Origin of the sequence: Clostridium muellerianum (assembly GCF_012926525.1) — a bacterium.
Lineage (GTDB): Bacteria > Bacillota > Clostridia > Clostridiales > Clostridiaceae > Clostridium_AM > Clostridium_AM muellerianum.
Genome location: NZ_JABBNI010000016.1, coordinates 33,301 through 54,489 on the forward strand (window position 1 = coordinate 33,301; position 21,189 = coordinate 54,489).

Annotated in this window: 19 protein-coding genes; 6 read left to right on the plus strand and 13 right to left on the minus strand. The window is 28.1% G+C overall.

The window, feature by feature from the left end; all coding sequences use genetic code 11:
* Window positions 1–123: 123 nt before the first annotated feature.
* Together HBE96_RS09635 and HBE96_RS09640 are read right to left on the minus strand one after the other, a co-directional pair.
* Window positions 124–2,742, minus strand: coding sequence for a polysaccharide deacetylase family protein (locus HBE96_RS09635; protein WP_169297562.1), 2,619 nt, complete (start codon window positions 2,740–2,742; stop codon window positions 124–126).
* Between the two features lie 511 nt (window positions 2,743–3,253).
* The gene (locus HBE96_RS09640) at window positions 3,254–3,415 is read right to left on the minus strand and encodes a hypothetical protein (protein ID WP_169297563.1); all 162 of its coding nucleotides are present in this window, start codon (window positions 3,413–3,415) and stop codon (window positions 3,254–3,256) included.
* A gap of 315 nt (window positions 3,416–3,730) precedes the next feature.
* On the opposite strand from HBE96_RS09640, the gene HBE96_RS09645 reads away from it, so the two are divergent.
* Window positions 3,731–4,573, plus strand: coding sequence for a YihY/virulence factor BrkB family protein (locus HBE96_RS09645; protein ID WP_169297564.1), 843 nt, complete (start codon window positions 3,731–3,733; stop codon window positions 4,571–4,573).
* On the opposite strand, the gene HBE96_RS09650 is transcribed toward HBE96_RS09645, so the two are convergent.
* Window positions 4,570–4,905 carry a winged helix-turn-helix transcriptional regulator gene (locus HBE96_RS09650; protein WP_169297565.1) on the minus strand — a complete coding sequence of 112 codons (336 nt, stop codon included), beginning with the start codon at window positions 4,903–4,905 and terminating at the stop codon, window positions 4,570–4,572. The two genes, HBE96_RS09645 and HBE96_RS09650, sit on opposite strands and share 4 nt — an antisense overlap.
* 202 nt (window positions 4,906–5,107) lie before the next feature.
* Here HBE96_RS09650 and HBE96_RS09655 point away from each other — a divergent pair, with 202 nt between their 5' ends.
* Window positions 5,108–5,905, plus strand: coding sequence for a nitroreductase family protein (locus HBE96_RS09655; protein ID WP_169297566.1), 798 nt, complete (start codon window positions 5,108–5,110; stop codon window positions 5,903–5,905).
* Window positions 5,906–6,073: 168 nt separating this feature from the next.
* A complete protein-coding gene (locus tag HBE96_RS09660; protein WP_169297567.1) occupies window positions 6,074–7,300 on the plus strand; it encodes an aminopeptidase in 1,227 nt (408 codons plus the stop codon).
* Window positions 7,301–7,791: 491 nt separating this feature from the next.
* Here the strand turns inward: HBE96_RS09660 and HBE96_RS09665 are convergent, their stop codons facing one another.
* The 9 genes from HBE96_RS09665 to HBE96_RS09705 form a co-directional block, all read right to left on the minus strand.
* Entirely contained in the window at window positions 7,792–8,409 is a 618-nt protein-coding gene (locus HBE96_RS09665; protein WP_425350721.1) for a DUF2238 domain-containing protein, read from the minus strand.
* 184 nt (window positions 8,410–8,593) lie between these two features.
* Complete coding sequence (locus HBE96_RS09670) at window positions 8,594–9,496, minus strand: sensor histidine kinase (RefSeq protein WP_169297568.1); 903 nt, start codon at window positions 9,494–9,496, stop codon at window positions 8,594–8,596.
* A gap of 90 nt (window positions 9,497–9,586) precedes the next feature.
* On the minus strand, window positions 9,587–10,855 hold the full coding sequence (locus HBE96_RS09675) for a S41 family peptidase (protein ID WP_243186882.1): 1,269 nt from the start codon (window positions 10,853–10,855) through the stop codon (window positions 9,587–9,589).
* A 20-nt stretch (window positions 10,856–10,875) separates the two neighbouring features.
* Window positions 10,876–11,655, minus strand: coding sequence for a hypothetical protein (locus HBE96_RS09680; protein ID WP_169297569.1), 780 nt, complete (start codon window positions 11,653–11,655; stop codon window positions 10,876–10,878).
* Window positions 11,656–12,348 (minus strand): ABC transporter ATP-binding protein, encoded by a 693-nt coding sequence (locus HBE96_RS09685; protein WP_169297570.1) that lies wholly within the window; start codon window positions 12,346–12,348, stop codon window positions 11,656–11,658.
* A 337-nt stretch (window positions 12,349–12,685) separates the two neighbouring features.
* Window positions 12,686–13,474, minus strand: a complete 789-nt coding sequence (locus HBE96_RS09690; RefSeq protein ID WP_169297571.1) for an ABC transporter permease — start codon at window positions 13,472–13,474, stop codon at window positions 12,686–12,688.
* Window positions 13,474–14,388, minus strand: coding sequence for an ATP-binding cassette domain-containing protein (locus HBE96_RS09695; protein ID WP_169297572.1), 915 nt, complete (start codon window positions 14,386–14,388; stop codon window positions 13,474–13,476). The genes HBE96_RS09690 and HBE96_RS09695 overlap by 1 nt, the downstream gene beginning before the upstream one ends.
* An 89-nt stretch (window positions 14,389–14,477) precedes the next feature.
* A complete protein-coding gene (locus tag HBE96_RS09700; RefSeq protein ID WP_169297573.1) occupies window positions 14,478–15,167 on the minus strand; it encodes a response regulator transcription factor in 690 nt (229 codons plus the stop codon).
* Between the two features lie 41 nt (window positions 15,168–15,208).
* On the minus strand, window positions 15,209–16,183 hold the full coding sequence (locus HBE96_RS09705; RefSeq protein ID WP_169297574.1) for a tetratricopeptide repeat protein: 975 nt from the start codon (window positions 16,181–16,183) through the stop codon (window positions 15,209–15,211).
* An 827-nt stretch (window positions 16,184–17,010) separates the two neighbouring features.
* Between HBE96_RS09705 and HBE96_RS09710 the strand changes: the two genes are divergently transcribed.
* Both HBE96_RS09710 and HBE96_RS09715 read left to right on the plus strand, forming a co-directional pair.
* Window positions 17,011–18,897, plus strand: coding sequence for a 5'-nucleotidase, lipoprotein e(P4) family (locus HBE96_RS09710; protein WP_169297575.1), 1,887 nt, complete (start codon window positions 17,011–17,013; stop codon window positions 18,895–18,897).
* A gap of 17 nt (window positions 18,898–18,914) precedes the next feature.
* Window positions 18,915–19,208 carry a hypothetical protein gene (locus HBE96_RS09715; protein WP_206154882.1) on the plus strand — a complete coding sequence of 98 codons (294 nt, stop codon included), beginning with the start codon at window positions 18,915–18,917 and terminating at the stop codon, window positions 19,206–19,208.
* A gap of 146 nt (window positions 19,209–19,354) precedes the next feature.
* On the opposite strand, the gene HBE96_RS09720 is transcribed toward HBE96_RS09715, so the two are convergent.
* Complete coding sequence (locus tag HBE96_RS09720) at window positions 19,355–20,089, minus strand: hypothetical protein (protein WP_169297576.1); 735 nt, start codon at window positions 20,087–20,089, stop codon at window positions 19,355–19,357.
* 215 nt (window positions 20,090–20,304) lie between these two features.
* On the opposite strand from HBE96_RS09720, the gene HBE96_RS09725 reads away from it, so the two are divergent.
* The gene (locus HBE96_RS09725) at window positions 20,305–21,135 is read left to right on the plus strand and encodes a MerR family transcriptional regulator (protein ID WP_169297577.1); all 831 of its coding nucleotides are present in this window, start codon (window positions 20,305–20,307) and stop codon (window positions 21,133–21,135) included.
* The last annotated feature ends 54 nt before the right edge of the window (window positions 21,136–21,189 follow it).

Here is a 21,189-nt window from a genome sequence, read left to right on the forward strand (position 1 = left end):
TTTGCGTCATTCTACGTCGGCAGAACCCTTAAATAGGGCTCACTATTTGCAGAACCTGCCCCCTTGCCTAACGCAAAATATCCGTCGCATCTGAACTAATTATTTTCTTTCAGATGCCTAAAATTACTTTCCTAAATAATCACTTAATTTTGCAATTTTATATTTTTCTTTGTATACTCCTTTTTCATTGTTAGTTAAAAATGTGTCTAAAGCTTCTGCAGTATAATAAGTTTGATCATTCATATGCATTACCACTACATTTCCCTTATTTTTAACCAGGCCTTGCTGTATATAATCAACAATATTTTGTGCCGAAGGTCTCTCATAGTCATGAGTTGTTATATTTCCACTAACACAATACTTATAACCACTTTCAAATACAGCTGCCAATCCCTCTTTGCTTAAAAGCAAGGTAGGTGGTCTAAAATATGGTTTAAGTGAATTTAAATCTCCTATTACACTTTCCATAACATCATAAGATTTGACTAAAGACTCTTCAAGCTCTTGCCTGTTAGTTCCTAAAAGTTCATGGTTATAATTATGGCTTCCAATATCATTACCATTTAGAGCAATTGTTCTAAGCAAATTTGGATTAGCGTTTGATATTCCTGAATTAATATCTGCATATTTTGATATTGCAAAGAAGGTTGCATGAACCTTATGTTTATTTAACACATCTATTAAAGCATTTACTACAGGGTCTCCTCCCCAATCATCAAAGGTAAAGAATATAACACTTTCTCCCTTTGTATCAATAGTTCCACTTTTATCAAGAAATGTTTTTTCTTCTTCAGTAAAGTCACTTAAATCTACATATTCATTTCCTATATAATTAGTTTTCATCATTGATAAAGCTTCTTCGTAAGCTCTCTTTTTCATGGAAACTTGATTTTTTATAATATTGTACCTTCCATATTGTGATGGGGTCTCAATAGTTTTTTGCAAGTTGCCTAAGGTTACTAGTGAATATCCTAATGGCTTTTGAGCTAAATCATAATCTTTGGTTTTTTCATTATATTTGCTCACATAACCATTTTGAACATAATTTTTAGTTAATATGCCAACCATATTGGCAATAACATTATCATTTTTAAACAAATTTGAATCTAATCTAAAATAAACTATCTCTCCCTTTCTAAGTGATAAATATGAATCTACATTAAAGTAACTATGTACAATGTCTTCGGCACTCATACCTTTGTATTTATTAGTAATAGGTGCCTTTGTGTAAGTAAACAATTCATAATTTTTAAGAGAAGGAATGTTATTTACTGCTGATAATGCTTCCTGAATTTTAGGATTTACATATCCATATCCAGACATATATGCATTTGTAGCTATTCCTCTTTCCTTTAATAATTTATCTACTTCATATATTTCTCTGCAAATTTCTTCTGGTGATTTATTTAGTAAATTCAAATTAGTTGTTATTCCACCATTGCCAATTTCATGCCCTTTACTCAATATCCTATTTATTCTATCAGGATACTTTAATATCTCATCCTTTGTTACAAAGAATGTACCCTTAGCATTAACTCTATCAAGTTCTGTAAGTACATTATTCAAGCTAGCTTCATTACTTAATCCTCTAAAGGTATAAGCCAACGCTTTTTGAGTAGTATAAAACTGTGATACAACAGGAGCTTGTCTCTTATTATTTTTCTCTACTAATTCCTTAAAATTTACTAAGTCTATATTATCCTTAGTGTTATTGCTGTCCTTAGTTTTACTACCTTCTGCCTTATTTCCCAATGTATTATTTTTATTATTTTTAGTCTTCAGTGTATCTTTTTTAACATACTTACTAGCTATTGTATCCTTTATTCTCTGAAGCTTATTATATCTTTCAACATTTGACAGCTCAGATACTTTATAAGCAGTCCTTTTCTGTTCATCCATTGATTTTAAAAGCCATTCTACAGTTTGTACAATACTGTCCTCTTTTTGCTTTTCACTTTTTTCATCACTCATACCAATCTTATTGTCTATATCCACATTAGCCTGTTTATCTACTGCAGGCTTCTCTTCCTTTCCTTTATATTCAGTACCATCAAGAACCCCTTCTAATTTTATAGAAATTATTGTTCCTCTTTTTAAACTATTCACATACCTATACGCTTGATCATAGTTTTTAAAACTTTGATAGTTTAAATAATGATTGCTGTCAACCACATATTTATTTCCTGCTGCATAAGCTGCCTTCAATATGCTGTCATTGTAAACTGTGGAATTGCACTTTAGTAAAACAGGCTCTCTTCCAGTTATAGTTTTTAAAATCTTATTAGTTCTGCAAAAATCCGTAACTAATTCCTTTGAGGACAGCTTTTCCATATTTTTAGTGGAAGATAGAGTTCCACTTCCTATATCATGTCCCGATTTTTGAATCACTTTCACTATACTGGAATCCTCAGCTGCTTCAATTCCAGGAACAAAAAATGTTGCTTTAATTCCATGCCCATCTAGCATAGTTACTATTTTATTTATAGTATCCTTATTACTAAGACCTTCAAATGATAAACTTACCACATTTGCTGATGCATCTACATTCGTTATAAAGTCTGCCTTTTTACTGTTATTTAATGAACCTAATGCTTTTTTTATTTCCTCTGATGCATCATACTTACCCTTTTTACTTATAATCATTTTTCCTGAACTTGTATCAACCTTATAATTTTTATATGTATAAGCACCTATACAAATACTTCCTAGCAAAATTATAATAAGGATATTCTTTCTTTTCATAATCCACCTCCTAGCTATAGGTATCTTAGAAAAAGTTTATAACTTTTCAAACCTTTATGATCATACTTTTTTAAATCTAATTTTTTCATATCTTACTTTACACTATCTATTACTTATTATTATACTAAATAATTATTACAAATGTATTACATTTTATTTCAATTCACTAACATTTTTATCCATTATTCAATTAAGATAAAGAACATAAGCATCCTCTAGGACGTCTTTTTTTCATAAATCCCACTTACAATCTTCTACCTGTAATATTTTCCTTAAGCCTGAAAATCATTTGTTTGGAAAGTCTCATGACATGCTTCTTTGTTCAAAAAAATAAAAAAGTCCTATATAACAAAAAAACGCTCTGCATTCTCAATTTGAGAAACTACAGAGCATTTTTATCCATAAAAAATCGAAACGATACTATACCAAATTACTCTTATCGTTTTTTATATTAAAATTTTGATCTATAACAATACCTATATTTAAATTTCATAGGTTTTGTATTATGGTATTACTTATTTTTACGGAATTTATGATTATTAGATTTAAACCGGCTTTTAACTTTTGAAACCATCAGACCTCCTACTATAGCACCAATTATAATACCCAATATAAAAACAACAAAAAAATACTTAGTTAACTGAGATACTGACATAAATATTTTTGCCTCCATAAAACCCCTTCTAAGGAAAATTGATAACCACTAATATAATATTCATAATACTTATAATTTATCAATACATACTCAGCTTAAATATACTGAATTCATAGTTAAATACACTAAAAAACAACTCATAATTATAGATATATAACATCTATAATTAAATCTTACCTTGCTTCAATGAATACTAAAGCTTAATTTTAATTTTAAAGTTGAATATCTATAAGTCATGTTAATTTATCAAACTGCCATTATACTGTTATTCAATCATATAATGTAAACCTATGCAATATAATAAGAAGGAGTATTGAAAAGGATTGTTATACTATGAAGAGATTGTTATTAGATTTAATTTATAGATTCAACAATGATGATATTCCTGCTTTAGGTTCCCAGCTTGCATATAATTTAGTTTTATCATTTTTTCCTTTTATAATTTTTCTTATGACCCTTATAGGACATACTTCTTTAAACAATAATGAAATACTACTTGCTTTAAGCAAAATTATGCCATCAAGTGCCTTTAACCTTATAAGTACCACAGTTTCTGAAGTAATTACCACCAAACACAGCCAGCTTATGTCTTTTAGTTTAATACTTACTATTTGGTCTGCATCTTCTGGTTTTACAGGAATTATAAAAGGTCTCAATAAAGCTTATGGAGTTTCTGAATCCAGAAACTTTATTAAAGTTAGGCTTATTTCCATACTTTGTACTATTGGAATGGCTTTTATAATATTAATTATGATGTTTTTATTAATACTAGGACGTATTATCTGGAAGTATGCAACTTATAAATTAGGCTTTGCTCATAAGTTAATTATTTTATGGACAGTAACCAGATATTTTATATTTATATCTACTACTGTATTTATATTTACTGCTCTTTACCGTTATGCTCCATGCAAAAAACTTACATGGATAGAGGTTTTGCCAGGCTCTCTATTTGCAATTCTCCAACTTATACTTGTGTCTACTGCCTTTGCATATTATGTAAACAATTTTGCTAATTATTCTGTTATATATGGCAGTATTGGAGCTATAATTATTCTTCTTACCTGGCTTTTTCTCGTGTCTGTTATTGTTATACTAGGTGGAGAATTTAATGCTTCACTATATAATGAAAGTAATACTACAAATTTAAAACGTTCAAATACTTTAAAAAGTTAATTAGCACCTAAAGAATTAGCATATTCATTAGCCCATTTACATAAAATTGATAAAACAGGTAAAAGAGTCTTTCCCCTTTCTGTAAGTGAGTATTCTACTTTAGGTGGCACCTCTGCATAAACAAATCTATTCACTAATTGATCTTCCTCCAATGCTCTAAGCTGCTGAGTAAGCATTTTCTGAGTGATATTTGGCAAAGTTCTCTTTAAATCGCTGAATCTCAAAGTTTTCTCACCTAAGTGCCATATAATAAGTGGTTTCCATTTTCCTCCTATAATATCTAAAGTTAATTCCATAGAACAGCTGTATTCATTACCTTTAAATTTCATCACTAAAATTCACCTATTTCCTTTCTATAAATAATCAGTTATGTATAGTATACAAATAGATACTATACTACTTAAAAGTATCTACTTCCCAAAAATAATAGTACAGTATATAATATCTCTTGTAAAATATTTTACAATATTAATTAAAAATTGCAACAAAAATGCCAAGCATTTGTAAAACATAAAATTTAAGGAGTGAATATTAATGGATTTTATTAAAATAGATAGATCATCATGTGTAAAATGTGGAGCTTGTACAAAAGTTTGTCCAACTACAGCTTTGTATATGGAAGAAGATGGTCCAAAAAACAATAATAATTCTTGTATTGCCTGTGGACAATGCGTTGCTGTATGTCCTTGTGGTGCACTTGATAATGTTAAAACACCACTAAATAATCAGGTAGAAATAGAAAATTTTAAAGGTTTGGATCCAAAAACTGCTGAATATTTTCTTAGATCTCGTAGGTCAATAAGATGTTACAAAAATACTTCTGTACCTTATGAAGAACTATTAAAATTAGTCAATATTGCACGTTTTGCTCCTACTGCCAGCAATTCACAGGGATTATCCTATATTATCGTAAAAGATAAAAAAATATTAGAAAAATCTACTGAAATAATAGTTAAATGGATGGAAGATAACATTGAACTTCACTGGAGTTTTTCAAGACATATAAATAATTATAGAAAAAATGGCATAGATTCAATTCTACGTGATGCTCCTCATATTATACTTGCAACTGCGTCAAAGGATTTTAAAAATGGAAGAGAAAACAGCATTTCTGCATTATCCTATGTTGAATTATTTGCACCTACATTAGGATTAGGTTCCTGCTGGGCTGGATTATTTGAATTTTGTGTATTTTTAAATTATAGGCCATTATTAGATTTATTCAATATTCCTAAGGATAAAGTAATCACAGGTGCTCTTATGGTTGGATATCCTAAATACAAATATAAAAGATTAGTAGATCGTAATAAATCAGATGTTACATGTATATAATAAATTTGAAATAAAATAATTTTGTAAAATATAACCATATTGATTATAATTATAATATACTCAATTATCCTCTCAAAAAAGTTGCTTCGCATTATGCTTACCATATTAATTTAAAGTTTTGTATGTGCGAAAATTGAGTAATATATAATAACGAAAGGATGTCTTAAGATGAATAAAGATTACTTGAAAAAATATTCCCAAATTATTGTAAAGACAGGACTTAATATACAGAATAATCAAACCTTGGTTATAAATTCTCCTATAGAATGTGCTGACTTTACTAGAATAATTTCTGAAATAGCTTACAAGGAAGGTGCTAGAGAAGTAATAATAAATTGGAGAGATGAACTTTCCACTAAAATAAAATACTTACATGGAAAAGATGAGATATTTGATGAAGTTCACAGCTGGCAAAAAGATTTATTTGTATCCTGCGCTAAAAAAGGTGCTGCATTTCTTAGTATTTCTGCTTCAGATCCAGAACTTATGAAGGATGTAAATCCTGAAAGAATAATGAGAGCTAATAAAGCTAATAGTGCCGCCTTATCTGAATATAGAGAAAGACTTATGGCAGATAAAAATGTGTGGTGTGTTGCTTCTGTTCCCACAAAAGCTTGGGCAAAAAAAGTATTTAAGAATGCTTCAGAAGATGAAGCAGTAGAAAAACTTTGGAATGCCATATTTAAAGCAGTAAGAGCTGATGAAGCTAATCCTGTAGAAGCCTGGAATAATCATCAGAATAATTTAAAGAAGTCTATGAATTTTCTTAATAAAAATAATTTTAAGTACCTTGTTTATAAAAATTCCATTGGTACTGACTTAAAAATAGAACTTCCTGAAAATCATTTATGGCTTGGTGGTTCATCTTTTTCACCAGAAGGCACCGAATTTATGGCTAACATACCTACGGAAGAAGTATTTACTTTACCTTATAAATTTGGCGTAAATGGCAATGTTGTAAGTTCTAAGCCTTTAAATTATAATGGTAATCTTGTAGAAAACTTTACTCTTACCTTTAAGGATGGAAAAATTGTAGATTTTACTTGTGAAAAAGGCTATGATACATTAAAAAACTTGATAGCTACAGATGAAGGTACTCATTACCTTGGAGAAGTTGCCCTTGTACCTTTTGATTCCCCAATTTCTAATTCAAATATATTATTCTACAATACCTTATTTGATGAAAATGCTTCCTGCCACCTAGCTATAGGTGAAGCTTATCCTACTTGTTTAAAAAATAGTGAGAATATGAGCAAGGAAGATTTAAAAAATGCAGGAGTAAATGATTCTTTTGAACATGTAGACTTTATGATTGGTACAAAAGATTTAAATATTACAGGTATCACCAAAGAAGGTAAAGAAATACCTGTATTTGTAAATGGAAACTTTGCATAGCTTTTTCTAAAATTGATGATCTCAAGATAGATATAATATACAACAAGTTTTATTTTAAACTTTACAACTCTATATGTTATTTTCAGAATACAAAATAAAATTTTTAGTTATAAAATTTAAAAGGGAATGTCTAAAATACATACTTGTATATTTTAACACAATCCCTTTTAAATTTATTTTCTCAACTTAAAATTTTCATTAATGCTTTTTCATAATTAGCACTGAATTGAATTACATTTCCATTTCCGGCATATAAGGCATATTCAAAAAAATAACAAGTCAGTATGTTAGTATATTTTGCGTCATACTGCGTCAACAGAACCCTTTGATAGAACAACTATCAGCGGAACCTGTTTCCTTGTCCATCGCAAAATATACTAACATCTTTGACTTGCTATTTTCTTTCATATGCCTAAACTCTTTTATAGCCAACGAATTCACTTTAGTCAATTTTATAAATTCTTTGATACTTACCATGTTATACTCATATTTTATTTCAATTTTTCTATACACTTATCATGAATTTTAGAAAACATAAATACAGCTGACATTGAACCTATTAAAGCTAAAAACATATCCCATTGAGTATCCCACACATCTCCTTGAGTCCCTAAAAAAGCATCTGCTGCAGAACCTGTTACTTCTGCTACCAACCATTCTATAAGTTCGTAAGCTGCACTTATTGCCAAACAAATACATATAACAATAAATAATAACATCTTACCTTTTTTTAAATAAGATTTTCTAATTAATACCTCTCTAGAAATAAAAGCTGGTATAAACCCTTGGGCAAAATGCCCCAAACGATCATAGTAATTTCTACTTAAATGGAAACTATCTTTTATCCAATTAAATAAAGGCATTTCTGCATAAGTGTAATGTCCACCTATTAACAATATAATTGCATGAATTAGAATCAAGCCATAAACAAAAGTGGTAAATCTAAATTTTTTATACGTAAACATTATAACTATAATACCTATAACTGCTGGCAAAACTTCTAAAACCCAAGTAAAAGAATCTTTAGGGTAAATAGCAGACCAAATAAATGCTATAAAAAATATTGCCAAGAATGTACTGTGTATTTTACTTATTTCTTTCATATTCATATCCATTACCTTTTCTTAGCTCAAGGCACAAAACATAATAAAAAAATGTAGCCTAGAGCAAACTTTTTTTATATTATAATTTAATCACGTACTCTTATATTAGCTAAATTTACTTTCTTTTTCAATATAGTTATCTCTAAAATAAAAAATATTTCTTTTTAAAAATTTCATTTGATTTTAGTGACTACTTAATTGTCCATTTGCAAAATATGAATAATGTATTTTCATGAAGCCTGGCATAAATTACTGCATTCATCTTTTCCATAAGACTTTTAGCAATAGGCAACCCCAATCCAGTATTACTGCTATTAGTTCTAGAGTCATCTGCCTTATAAAATCTATTAAACATTAAATCTACATCATTATTCGTAAAATTTTTAACTGTATTTTTAGTAATTATAACTGCTTCATTTTTATCTTCTTTTAAAGTAATTGAAACTTCTCCTTCAGTATGTTTTATTATGTTTACAATTAAATTTTCTATTACACGTCTTACAGCTGATTCATTTCCTATTACAATTAAACCTTTCTCTGGCAAATTTATTTCTGGTGTTATATTTTTATGCACAAAATCCTCATAAAAAGAAGTGATAACTTCACACAATATATTATTTAAATTTACATGTTCAATTTTCAATTCATACTCTGGAGATTCTATAACGGACAATTGAAAAAAATCACTTAACAAAGTTTTCAGTGCCTTAGCTCTGTTAAGTGCTATATCTATGTATTCGCTTTCCTTTTCTTTTGATAACTTTTTTGATTTTATCATTTGTATATATCCAACTACGGAAGTTAATGGTGTACGTAAATCGTGTGATATATTTGCTATGGATCTTTTAATTTCATCTTCTGCTTGTCTTTCTTTTGCAACATTTTCAATGTTTATATCAATATGTTTATTTATACTACTAGCCAGTTTTTCAATATCTTTATCAAAAAGTTTAACATCTATTTTCTTACCTGACTTTAAATTATTATAATCATTTAATTGATTTGTAATATTTTTAATTTCTTTCTTAATAGAGATTAAATAAGTGAGCAAAAAGACAAAACAAGTTATTAAACTTATTACAATCCAATTCATTTTACTCACCCTTTCTAATTAAATTCTTCCTATTAATTGTGCATAAAACACCATGTATATCAATAAAACATTGTATGAAGTTTTCACCATCTACTTTTTAAGTATAAAATCTAATACAGGATCTTTTTTAGCTGCATAATCATCTATTGATAATTCTATTATTTTATCAGGAATAAAAGCTGGTGTATCTACCTTTGATTCTTTAAACTCTTTTGTAGAATAATAAACATCAATTTTAGAATTAGGCAACTTAAAACTTCTCACTTCTCCAAAAGCATTAGGCTTTCCTCCAGTTTCTTCTCCAACAAAAGTTGCATTAGTTTCATTCTTTAAATATATTGAATTTAAAACAGCTGAAGAAAAAGTTTCTCTTCCAACTATTACAAAAAGTTTATTTTTGCTATTTATGCTCTTTTCCTTTATTTTATTAATAAAAGGTTCTAATATGGAAGAATTTCCTCCTCCATTATTTCTTAAATCAATGACTAATTTATTCACAGTATGTGTATCCATAATATTTAACATTTCTCTGCTAAAAGCATTAAAAGGTTTTTTCGTGTCTTCTCTACAATTATTATACTTAAAATACAAAACTTTTTCATCCTCTAAATATTTATACCAATAATCCATATCTGAATTTCTTCTGTACAAAGGTTTAATACTATCATCTGACCTGTCCACAAGTGACTTTTTAAGAAGCTTTTTAGAATTTTCATCTAAAACAATAGAATCCATTTGTACATCATATAAATGCTTTTCTTTATCTTCAAAAGTAAAATTAACTTTATCCTCATTAGAAACTATTTTAAGTCCATGAAGAGCCTCCGGAAGGCCTAAATATTGCGGAAGAATATTTTTTATTTGACTATAATTTTCATGAGATATTATTGGAATTATAGAATCTTCAACTTCTTTTATATCTTTACCATTTACTTTTACTAATTTACAATACTGAGTATTCTTATATTTATCTATAGTACTTTTCACATAGATGCCCTCCTTAAACCAATATAGATCTACTGGATATACTTTTTTTGTTGTATTAAAACTACAGCATGTATGAGAATCACCTACAGATGCCACTATCTTGTGTATACCAATTTTAATTTCATCATCATTCATATTTGGTACTTCTTTTTTTAAGTTATTAATCTCACTATTAAATTTCTCCTTTGTTATTTTAGAAAATAAATTTTTATGTTTTTCAGGAAGAACTTTACCTAAATAATCTATATCTTTTGTCCATTTAGAATTTCTATCCTTACCTATATACCTGGAAGCACAACCACTGAAAATACATGTAGTAACAAGCAAAACAATAGAAACATAAAATTTCATGCTTCTTTTTATAAATTTCATTTTAATTCCTCTTTCCAAAATTATTTTCCAATTATCTCGTATTTTCTAGAATTAAATATTGAAGATACAATTCCATAGCCTAATACAGCCACTAAAGCATTAAAAATAACATTATTCCAATGTATAGTTTGAGCAATATCTGTTATATCTTTATCTGATGTCACTAATATAGAAACCATTCCTGCATACTGCTTAAATACCTCTTTTGAGGTGGTTCCTATTGCCCAGCCTATATGCTCCTGACCAGCTAAGTTTGATTTCATTACTAAATACAGACCTACAGTAGTGACTGTGATAGTAATAACAATTATAGCTGCACTTAAAATTTTGTTTTTTACAAGTTTGCTTAAAGCTAAAGCCATTCCTATGATAATTGGTCCAGCAATAAATCCAATAAATCTTGCTAATATAAAATAAATAACGCCCACTTTGGGATTACTTGAATCCATTATTTTTGAATAGTAAATTCCATTTAAGCTAAAAAGTTCATATATCAAACAAGTTGACCATATAATCATCAATCCTAAAGAAAAAATTAATGATTTCACTAAAAATTTAGCGGAAGTTTTTATTGGTATCATATGTGTTATAACTTCTTTTCCCTTATAAAATTCATTGTATAAATCAATGAAAATATATACTGGAATTACTATCCATGTAACATTACTTACTAAAAAAGCTGCACTTCTATAATCATAATTTATTAATACAGCTATACCACAAATCAATTCTATTAACGTAAAGATACTAAATATGAGAAAGTGCTTTTTCATTTCAAATTTAAATAAGTTTAAAATCATTTAAATCATCTCCTTAAATAAGTCTTCAATAGATTCTTTATGTTTTTCTTTAAGAGTTTCCACATTATCATGAAGCAAAACTTTTCCCTCATTAATAAATACAACTTCATCAAATAGTCCTTCCACATCATTTATCAAGTGAGTACTTATAAGGATTGAACTATCCTTGTCAAAATTGTTAAGTATAATCTTAATTATCTTATCTCTCATAGATGGATCAACTGCAGCAAGAGGTTCATCAAATAAAAAAAGTTTTGCTTTTCTTGAAAAGATTAAAGATATATTTAATTTTTCTTCCATACCTTTTGACAGGGAATTTATCTTTGAATTTAAATCGAGTTCTAAATCATATACTATTTTAAGAGCTTTTTCATAATCAAAATCTTCAAAGAAGTTTTTAAAAAATTTTAAGGCTTCCTTTATAGTCATCCATCCATATAAAAAGTCTTTATCAGGCAAATAAGCAACTATTTTTTTCGTTTTTACACTAGGTGCCTCACCATCAATTAAAATGCTACCATCATTATAGCTTAAGAGTGAAGCAGCAGTTTTTATAAGCGTAGTCTTACCAGCTCCATTTGGCCCTAAAAGTCCAACTATCTTTCCTTTTTTTATTTTTAAATTTAAATTGTTTAAAGCTTTTTTTCTTCCATATTTTTTAACTAAATTTTCGCATTGCAATAAATATTCCATAGATACACTCTCCTGTTCTTTAACTGCAATTGATAATATAAATATTTATTCTTTTTCTATGATTAGCATCTTAAAAAAACTTAAAATCACATTATTCCATTTAGGAATCTTTAATATAGACTTCAAATTACCAATTGCAGTTTCTTTAAATTTCAATTTAATTTTAATAATCAGTTTCTAAGCAGTTATAAAGAAAATATTAAGAAAGTCTTAAGTTGAAAAATAGTAGTTATTTAGATAATTTTTTATAAATAAAAACCATGCATACAAGGAAATTTGCTTTCCTATTTATGCATGGTTTTTATTTAGAGGATCTATTGACTTTACATCATTATCCTTATTTTAGTTCTAAATTTTTAAATATAAATGCTCCTACTAATGTTGTAATTATAATTAATATACTGCAATTTAATATAATACTATACAAATTTATTTGTAACATACATATTTCTATAAACATAAACATAGGCATATGTTTAAAAAAATCGTTAAACTGAAATAAGTAACTAACTTCTATTATCATACCTATTATAGATAATACTGCAAATATAGATTTATTTCTTATGATTACAGCTAAACATATATAAATACTTGCCAAACTAAAATATACTAATGTTATTGAAATTGTGACTTTCATCATTTGTATAAAAAGGTTAAAACTAAAGGTTCCATTCCATCCACTTATAAAACTCCCCATAATTGCTGTACCAAATAGTAATAAGATTATTAAAATAAATATACTTAAACATATTATTATTAATTTTGATATATATATTTTTACTCTTTTATGACCATATGCAGCTATGTTTTTTATTGTACCTTCAGTATATTCATCAATAACAATACTTCCTACTAAAAATATAACTAATATTGATATAACAGGACAAAATCCAAAGGCAGAATAAAAATATTCTATAAACTTAGGATGAACTCTATCCTGAAAATTGTTAATCAAAATTCCAAATTCTCTTCCTTGAAAATAATCATTTATCTCCTTAATAGTGTGATTATTATACAAAGATAAATAAATACACCAAATAATTGAAAATGCTGTAACTATAACTGAGCTTATAAATGTTTTATTATATTTTAATTTATACATTTCAAATTTTAATAAGTTATACATTAATATGTACCCCCTATTAAACTTTTAAAATAATCCTCAAGATTATCTCCACTTGGCATTATCTGCTCAATTACAATACCTTCCTTAAAAATTTCAGTTGAAACTACTCCTGGCTTATCTACATATTCATAAATTCTTATAGTTCCATCTGGCAAAACTTTAAAATTACTTATGTTTAATTTTCTTTCTAGAACCGTTAAAGCTTTATTTAAATTATCAACTTTTATATTTAAGCTTCTTCTGCATTTTTCATTTAATTGTTTTAATGTAAGTTCTTCTAAAAGCTTCCCCTTATGAAGTATTCCATAAGAAGTTGCAATCTCATATAATTCTCTTAAAATATGGCTTGAAATGAGAATAGTTGTATTTCTTTCTCTATTTAATCTTTTTAAAGCTTCCCTTACCTCCGCTATTCCTATTGGATCTAATGCATTTATAGGTTCATCTAGTATTAAAAATTCTGGATCTTTGAGTAGTGCTAAAGCAATTCCTAACCTTTGTTTCATTCCAAGTGAAAGGTCTTTTACTTTTTTATTTCTTATATCATGAATTTTTAAAAGTTCTAAAACTTTTTCTACACTCTCCTCTCCTGGAATTCCCTTTTGCAATCTAGAAGCTTGTAAATTTTGACAAACCGTCATATTGATATATAAAGCAGGCTTTTCCACTAAAACTCCTATTCTCTTTCTAAGCTTTTCTAGTTCATTTTCTCTATTTTTACCAAATAGTTCAATTGAACCGTTTGAAGGTGATGTAAGTCCTGCTATCATACGAAAAGTTGTAGTCTTTCCAGCTCCATTTTCTCCAATAATGCCATAGATTTCTCCCTGTTTTATGTTAATATTTACACCATCAACTACTAAATTATTTTTATATTTTTTGCTCAAATTTATAGTCTTTAAAACATATTCCACATTAACTCTCCCCTAATTAAAGTATCTTTGGCAATTATATAATTTAATTAATAAGCAATTATAAAGTAAATATTAAGAAAGTCTTAATTTTAACTATCAAGCTTGTACCCTATACCCCAAACAGTTTGTATATAGTCTCCTGCACCTGCTTTTGATAATTTATTTCTTAAATTACTTATATGAACAGTAATTGTATTATCATCACATATATATTCATTTCCCCATACACTTTCAAATACATTTGACTTTGAAAAAACCTTTTTAGGATAACTCATGAAAAGCTGTAAAATATCAAATTCCCTAGTTGTCAAAATAACATTAGTGTTATTTACAAGTACTTCTCTAGTATCTTTATTAAGAGAAATTTCCCTATAACTCAATATGTTTTCATATGTATCCTCTGAAAACTCTTTATACCTTCTTAGATGTGAATCTATTCTAGCTGACACTTCATCTATATCAAAAGGTTTAGTAATAAAATCATCTGCTCCTATTCTCAAAGTTTCTATTTTTACATTTGTTTCTTCCTTAGCTGAAATTATTACTACAGGCATATGACTAATTTCTCTTATTTTAACCAAAAGCTCTTCCCCATTCATACCCGGCAGCATTAAATCCAGCAAAACCATATCCCAATTTCCCTGTTCTAAATATATTAATGCTTCTGTTCCAGAGTAAGCAGACTTAGTGCTATATCCACTCATGTTAAGCATATCACACAATAATTTATTTATATCATTGTCATCTTCTACTACTAATGTTTTTATATCTTTTTTCATATATTTTAATCCTTCTCCTATATTAAAAAACATTATATGAATTATTTTTTTATTAATTCCCTGTATTTCTTATTTTCTTTTCCTCTAAACATTCTTCCGCTAGATTTACTATTTGTTATATAAAATAATTGCTTAGCTAAGCTCATTTCCCCTTGCTCATAAGCTAATCTACCTGCTATAAATTCTCTTGTGCCATCATCTACTCTTTTTAAACCTGCAACAAACAGTAAACTAATATATTTATTTGCTAAATCAAATTTTTTAGTTTCAATATATATGTTTATTAAGTCCTCAACTAATAGATAAAATAAGTCCTGTTCAACTTTAGGTTCTGGAAACCACTCCCACACTTCCCAAAGTAATTTTAAAGCTCCATCAATATCTCCCTCTTCAAACATATCCATATACTTAAATTTATTCTTAAAAAATTGATCTTCCATTTGTTTTAACAACTTATTATTTTTAACAAGCTTGTCTTTTGATTCCTTAACTCCCTTTTCATTTTCAATAGACTTGTCTTCCACTTCTTTTAATGACTTATTATTTTCAATAAGAGCATCATCTTTTGTTTCTTCAGCTGAGTTTAATTTAACATGTTCCGATACTAATTCTTCTATTAAATCAAAGTATTTGTTGTCATCATTATAAAATAAATCCATACCATCTAACATATAAGTTTTTATAAGATATTCTTTAGCTTTTTCAAAGTTATTCTCCATATAAAAACATTTTCCTATACTAAATAATATATATGGATTACCTATTCCACCAACACAATTTAACGCATCAAAGTAATAATTTCGCGCTTGCTTATGATCGTCTTCTATAAACATCAAATCTCCCATGGATACAAGAATTAGTGATGATATTTCATATTCCTCTATATCCCCCGGTATTAAATCTAATGCTTCTTCATATTTATCAAATGCTTTTTCATTCTCACATCTTTCTTCATATTCTTCTGCTTCATTACACAATTTTACTATTTCATCATATATGTTTTCATCTAAATCCATATCCTATTACCACCTTATATTATTTTAAAATCACATTTGCGTATTGTTAGCTAGAAATAGTCTATTTACTATTTCAACTGAATTTTGTAGGTTTTATTATATTTCACTACAATATTCTAGAAGTTTTTCATTACAATTTTTTCACCAAAAGACCAAATTTTAAAAATAAACATTCATCCAAAAATACTTTATTTATATGTACTGCATTTCGAAGATATACTTCAAAACCAATAATAGTACCTAATTATGTGCCTAATATAAAATTCAATTTTCTAATATCATTCTCCTGCAAGTAATTTGTTATTTTATCAACTTTACCATCAATAAATAAAAAATTTGAATTTTTCTTTGCAAAATATCCATCTGTGAAAAAATTTATATAAAAAATTAGTTTTTCCGTTATACATGTACATCATCTTATATTATACCAATATTATTAATACATTTCACTATTATACAATAAAATTTATTATATAATAATTAATAAATTCTAAAAAACCAAATGTAAAATACATTACTAACTTTTTAACCTTTCTTGTTATTTTATAAGGAAGATACCTTATATTCTCTACTTCCATTGCCTTATAAAAATCTTTTCCTTCAACTTCAATATCATATAAGCAAGTTTAAAATACAATAAATTTATTAACTTTAATAAACTCTGTCATAATATACTTTTTCAATAACTATTTCTTCTTAATAAATAAGTTGTATTTACAATTAACCATATTTTCAATATAATTATAATATTACATAAACTAGGCAAACTAACTATTAGAAAGTCAGTTTAGCTGTTAATTACAAAATTTTAAGGGGGACTAGACATTATGTTAAAAAAGAAAATTAGTATTCTATTATCTATCGCTTTAAGTACTTCTATCATGCTTTCACCTGTTGTTACTTTTGCCGCAGCTCCACAAACACAAGTAGTTGCAACATCCCAAGTCACATCAAACTATACTCAGAAGGACTTAAATGAACAGGATGTAATGGCATTACTTTGGATGCAAACTTCCGCAGAATATAGGGAGCTTTGTTATCAAGCTTATAATGCTGGAAAAATGCAGGTAGACGCAGCCCTAAAAAATCATAAAAGCGGAGATAAACCTTTAGCTATAATTACAGACTGCGATGAATCAGTTATAGACAATACCGCTTATGATGCAGGTCACACAGGTCATAATACTGCTTATGCCAGCGATAGTTGGGCAAAGTGGGTTGATGCAGCAAAAGCTGATGCCATGCCTGGCTCTAAAGAATTTTTACAATACCTTTCCAGCAAAGGTGTAGATGTATTTTATGTTACTAATAGGGATGCAAAACATGGAATGCAAGGTACCATGAAAAACTTAAAAGATTTAGGATTCCCTAATGCAGACGAAAAACATCTTCTCCTTCAAACAGATAAAGGTAATAAGCAGGGTAGATTTGATGCTGTTGCCAAAGACTATAATGTAGTATTTTATATGGGTGATAATGAAAATGATCTACCTATAGGTACTTATGGTGTCAGTCTCGATCAAAGAAATGCTGCTGCTGATAAAAATAAAGATTCCTTTGGAACAAAATTTATTGCTCTTCCAAATCCATCCTATGGTGACTTTGAATCTGCTGTAGCTTCTGGTTATTGGGGACTTAGTGCGGCTAAAAAAGATGAAGCTAGAAAAGCTCCTTTTAAAACTTGGAGAGCTGACGGTGCTCCAGCTATAAAAAGTGCTTCAGATTCAAAGACTACTCAAGCTCCAGCTGCTCCAATAACAACAACTACTACTACTCAAGATACTTATACTGTTAAACCTGGCGATAATTTATTTAGAATAGGTTTAAAATTCTCTATGGATTTTAAAGCACTAGCTAAAATCAACAATATTTCCAATGTTAATTTAATCTATGTTGGACAGACAATAAAATTATTACCAAAAACAGTTCAAACAACTACTCAACCACAAACAACTCCTGCACCTTATTCTCAAAAAGATTTAAATGAACAAAATGTAATGGCCATATTATGGATGCAAACTGCTGCAGAATATAGAGAATTGTGCTATCAAGCTTACAATTTAACTAAAATGCAAGTAGATGAAGCTCTTAAAAATCATAAATCAGGTGATAAACCTTTAGCTATAATTACAGACTGCGATGAATCAGTTATAGATAACTCTGCTTATGAAGCAGGTCATACAGGCTACAATTCTGCTTATTCTAGTGACAGCTGGGGAAAATGGGTAGATGCAGCAAAAGCTGATGCTATGCCTGGAGCTAAAGACATGTTGCAATATCTTTCCAGCAAAGGAGTACATGTATTTTATGTTACTAACAGAGACGCTAAAAAAGGATTACAGGGTACTATGAAAAATTTAAAAGATTTAGGATTCCCTAATGTAGATGAAAAACATGTTCTTCTTCAAACAGATAAAGGCAATAAGCAAGCTAGATTTGACGCTGTTGCAAAAGATTATAATGTTGTAGCTTATATGGGTGATAACGAAAATGATTTACCTATAGGCACTTACGGTGTAAGTCTACAGCAGAGAAATGCTACTGCAGACAAAAACAAAGATTCCTTTGGAACAAAATTTATTGCTCTTCCAAATCCATCTTACGGCGACTTTGAACCAGCTGTTGCCTCTGGCTATTGGGGACTTAGCCCTCAGCAAAAAGATGCTGCAAGAAAAGCTCTGCTTAGAACTTGGAGAGCAGATGGAAACAACTAAAGAAATGAGGAATTTTTATGAGTTTTTTAGAAACAAAAAAGTTATACAGAATTGAAATAACAGAAATATGCTATTATTATCCGCCTCTATATGGAACAGGTACTGCAATGCCATCCTTTGAATCAGTTGAAAAAAACGGTAATTGGGGTTCAATCCCTAAAGGTATTACAGGATGGGTAGTTGAAAAATTCGGTAAAAAATATTTTAGACCAGATGAAAATCAAGAAGGAATAGAATTATTTACACCTGCCGATCAGCCAATTGTTTTAGTTCCTTATATCAAAATAGATGGACATTATAAAAAAATATAGAAACTAAGTAGTTATATTAAAACCAATTGTAAAGACATTGTATTTGCAATTGGTTTTAATATTATATGTTTCTAATGGTGCTAAAATTAAAAATGATATATAACCCATCATCAAAAATAACCTATAAAACCTGAAACTTTTCTATATTACATTGATACTACTAACCTAGTTACTAAAGATATGAATTTATCCTTATCCCATTTTAAAATGGATTCTACATAACCTAATGTGTCTGCATTATAAATTCCTATTATCCTTTGATTCGTTAAAAGTTTAAAAACCTCAGATCCATTTATGCTTAAAGGTGAAAGATTAGAAAGAAACAATACTCCTGCTGCTGTAGGCTCTTTAAGAGTTCCATCTTTATTATAGAGCTTGGATAAATACTCCTCATCTCTTATGGATTTAAGATCTATTATACCTTTCAAATCTTTATTTTCTGATTTTACACTTACTCTATAAAAATTTTCATATACAGCGTTATATACATTTTCAATACTAAATTTATCATAATCAAAAACAAGTTCTGCTACATTTCTTTTGAAAGAATAAATATAATTAAAATAATATCCTCCACTGCCTCCTGAAGCTATAGATAAAAATACATATGGTATGCTACTTTTTTCATCAAACCTTCCTATAAATAAGTTAGGCTCATAACCTGAATTTTCTTTTGGCTTTACTTTTATATTTAATCCTGTTTTTTCATTTTTTACAGTAAGCGTTATATCTTCTATAAAACCATTTTCTCCATAAGGTTTCTTTCCTGTAATTATTAAAGTTTCAATATAACCATCATTATTCACATCTGCAAATTTTTTATCTATAATGTATACTTTATCTTTATTTTGTATCAAATTTTCAGGAAATCTAAAAAACATATATTAAGCTCCGTAATTATTAATTTAATATTATTTTATTAATAATTTAATCTGTTGTGCTTGTTAAATTTCAAAGTCATTAAAAAATCTATAACACCTTGTAGTAATTATTTATTTAATTTTAAAATTCCTATATACTATTAATTCTATATGGTACTAAAATTAAAAATGATATATAATTTGTACTATATATTTTTGAAATGGAGTGAAAAAGCATGTTCAAAATTGGAGAGTTCTCAAAACTCACTCAAGTATCTGTAAGAATGCTGCGTTATTACGATGAAACTGGCCTTTTGAAGCCTGCTGAAGTAAACAAATACACTGGATACCGACTGTATTGTTCAAAACAAATACCAACCTTAAATAAAATATTATTTTTAAGAGATACTGGTTTTACTGTTTTGGAAATTGACAATGCACTTAAACACTGGGATGCTAATTATATTAAAGAACAATTAAAAATAAAAGAAAAGGAAACTAAAGAAAATATAAACTTAGAAAATCAAAAATTGACAAAAATACGTACTGCAATGAGTGATATAAATAAAAAGCAAATAGCAATTCACTGCAATGTAACATTAAAATCGATCTCCAGTTATGATGTTCTTTCTTTAAGGAAAATCATTCCGAATTACTTTTGCGAAGGAGACCTATGGAAGGAATTATGTGATTACATAAAAGTGGAAAAACTAAACATTTCAGAAGATAACTACAGCTTTGCCATTTACCATGATACGGAATTTAAAGATAAAAATGTGGATGTAGAAGTGTGCATTATAACAAATCAAAAAGGACTAAATAAAGGTAACTTTATCTTTCACCAAACAGAGCCTTTAGAAAAAGCAGCTTGCTCAATGGTTTATGGCCCTTATGAAAATATATCACCCGCTTATAAGTCTTTTGTACATTGGCTCGAAGAAAATAATCAATACGAAATCACAGGAATTAGCCGACAAGTATGTCATAAGGGTCCTTGGAATGAAACTGATCCTAGCAAATACCTTACTGAAATACAAATTCCTGTTAAACTAAAAGAAAAATTCTAACCTTTTTATATTGACTCTCACACCGTGGTAGGTATTATTATTAATTCCAACGAC

Bases quoted from the DNA above. Each gene is read 5' to 3' on its own strand.
- HBE96_RS09635 (WP_169297562.1), bottom strand. From the start codon at position 2,742: ATGAAAAGAAAGAATATCCTTATTATAATTTTGCTAGGAAGTATTTGT.
- HBE96_RS09640 (WP_169297563.1), bottom strand. From the start codon at position 3,415: ATGGAGGCAAAAATATTTATGTCAGTATCTCAGTTAACTAAGTATTTT.
- HBE96_RS09645 (WP_169297564.1), top strand. From the start codon at position 3,731: ATGAAGAGATTGTTATTAGATTTAATTTATAGATTCAACAATGATGAT.
- HBE96_RS09655 (WP_169297566.1), top strand. From the start codon at position 5,108: ATGGATTTTATTAAAATAGATAGATCATCATGTGTAAAATGTGGAGCT.
- HBE96_RS09660 (WP_169297567.1), top strand. From the start codon at position 6,074: ATGAATAAAGATTACTTGAAAAAATATTCCCAAATTATTGTAAAGACA.
- HBE96_RS09665 (WP_425350721.1), bottom strand. From the start codon at position 8,409: ATGAATATGAAAGAAATAAGTAAAATACACAGTACATTCTTGGCAATA.
- HBE96_RS09670 (WP_169297568.1), bottom strand. From the start codon at position 9,496: ATGAATTGGATTGTAATAAGTTTAATAACTTGTTTTGTCTTTTTGCTC.
- HBE96_RS09675 (WP_243186882.1), bottom strand. From the start codon at position 10,855: ATGAAATTTATAAAAAGAAGCATGAAATTTTATGTTTCTATTGTTTTG.
- HBE96_RS09680 (WP_169297569.1), bottom strand. From the start codon at position 11,655: ATGATTTTAAACTTATTTAAATTTGAAATGAAAAAGCACTTTCTCATA.
- HBE96_RS09685 (WP_169297570.1), bottom strand. From the start codon at position 12,348: ATGGAATATTTATTGCAATGCGAAAATTTAGTTAAAAAATATGGAAGA.
- HBE96_RS09690 (WP_169297571.1), bottom strand. From the start codon at position 13,474: ATGTATAACTTATTAAAATTTGAAATGTATAAATTAAAATATAATAAA.
- HBE96_RS09700 (WP_169297573.1), bottom strand. From the start codon at position 15,167: ATGAAAAAAGATATAAAAACATTAGTAGTAGAAGATGACAATGATATA.
- HBE96_RS09705 (WP_169297574.1), bottom strand. From the start codon at position 16,183: ATGGATTTAGATGAAAACATATATGATGAAATAGTAAAATTGTGTAAT.
- HBE96_RS09710 (WP_169297575.1), top strand. From the start codon at position 17,011: ATGTTAAAAAAGAAAATTAGTATTCTATTATCTATCGCTTTAAGTACT.
- HBE96_RS09715 (WP_206154882.1), top strand. From the start codon at position 18,915: ATGAGTTTTTTAGAAACAAAAAAGTTATACAGAATTGAAATAACAGAA.
- HBE96_RS09720 (WP_169297576.1), bottom strand. From the start codon at position 20,089: ATGTTTTTTAGATTTCCTGAAAATTTGATACAAAATAAAGATAAAGTA.
- HBE96_RS09725 (WP_169297577.1), top strand. From the start codon at position 20,305: ATGTTCAAAATTGGAGAGTTCTCAAAACTCACTCAAGTATCTGTAAGA.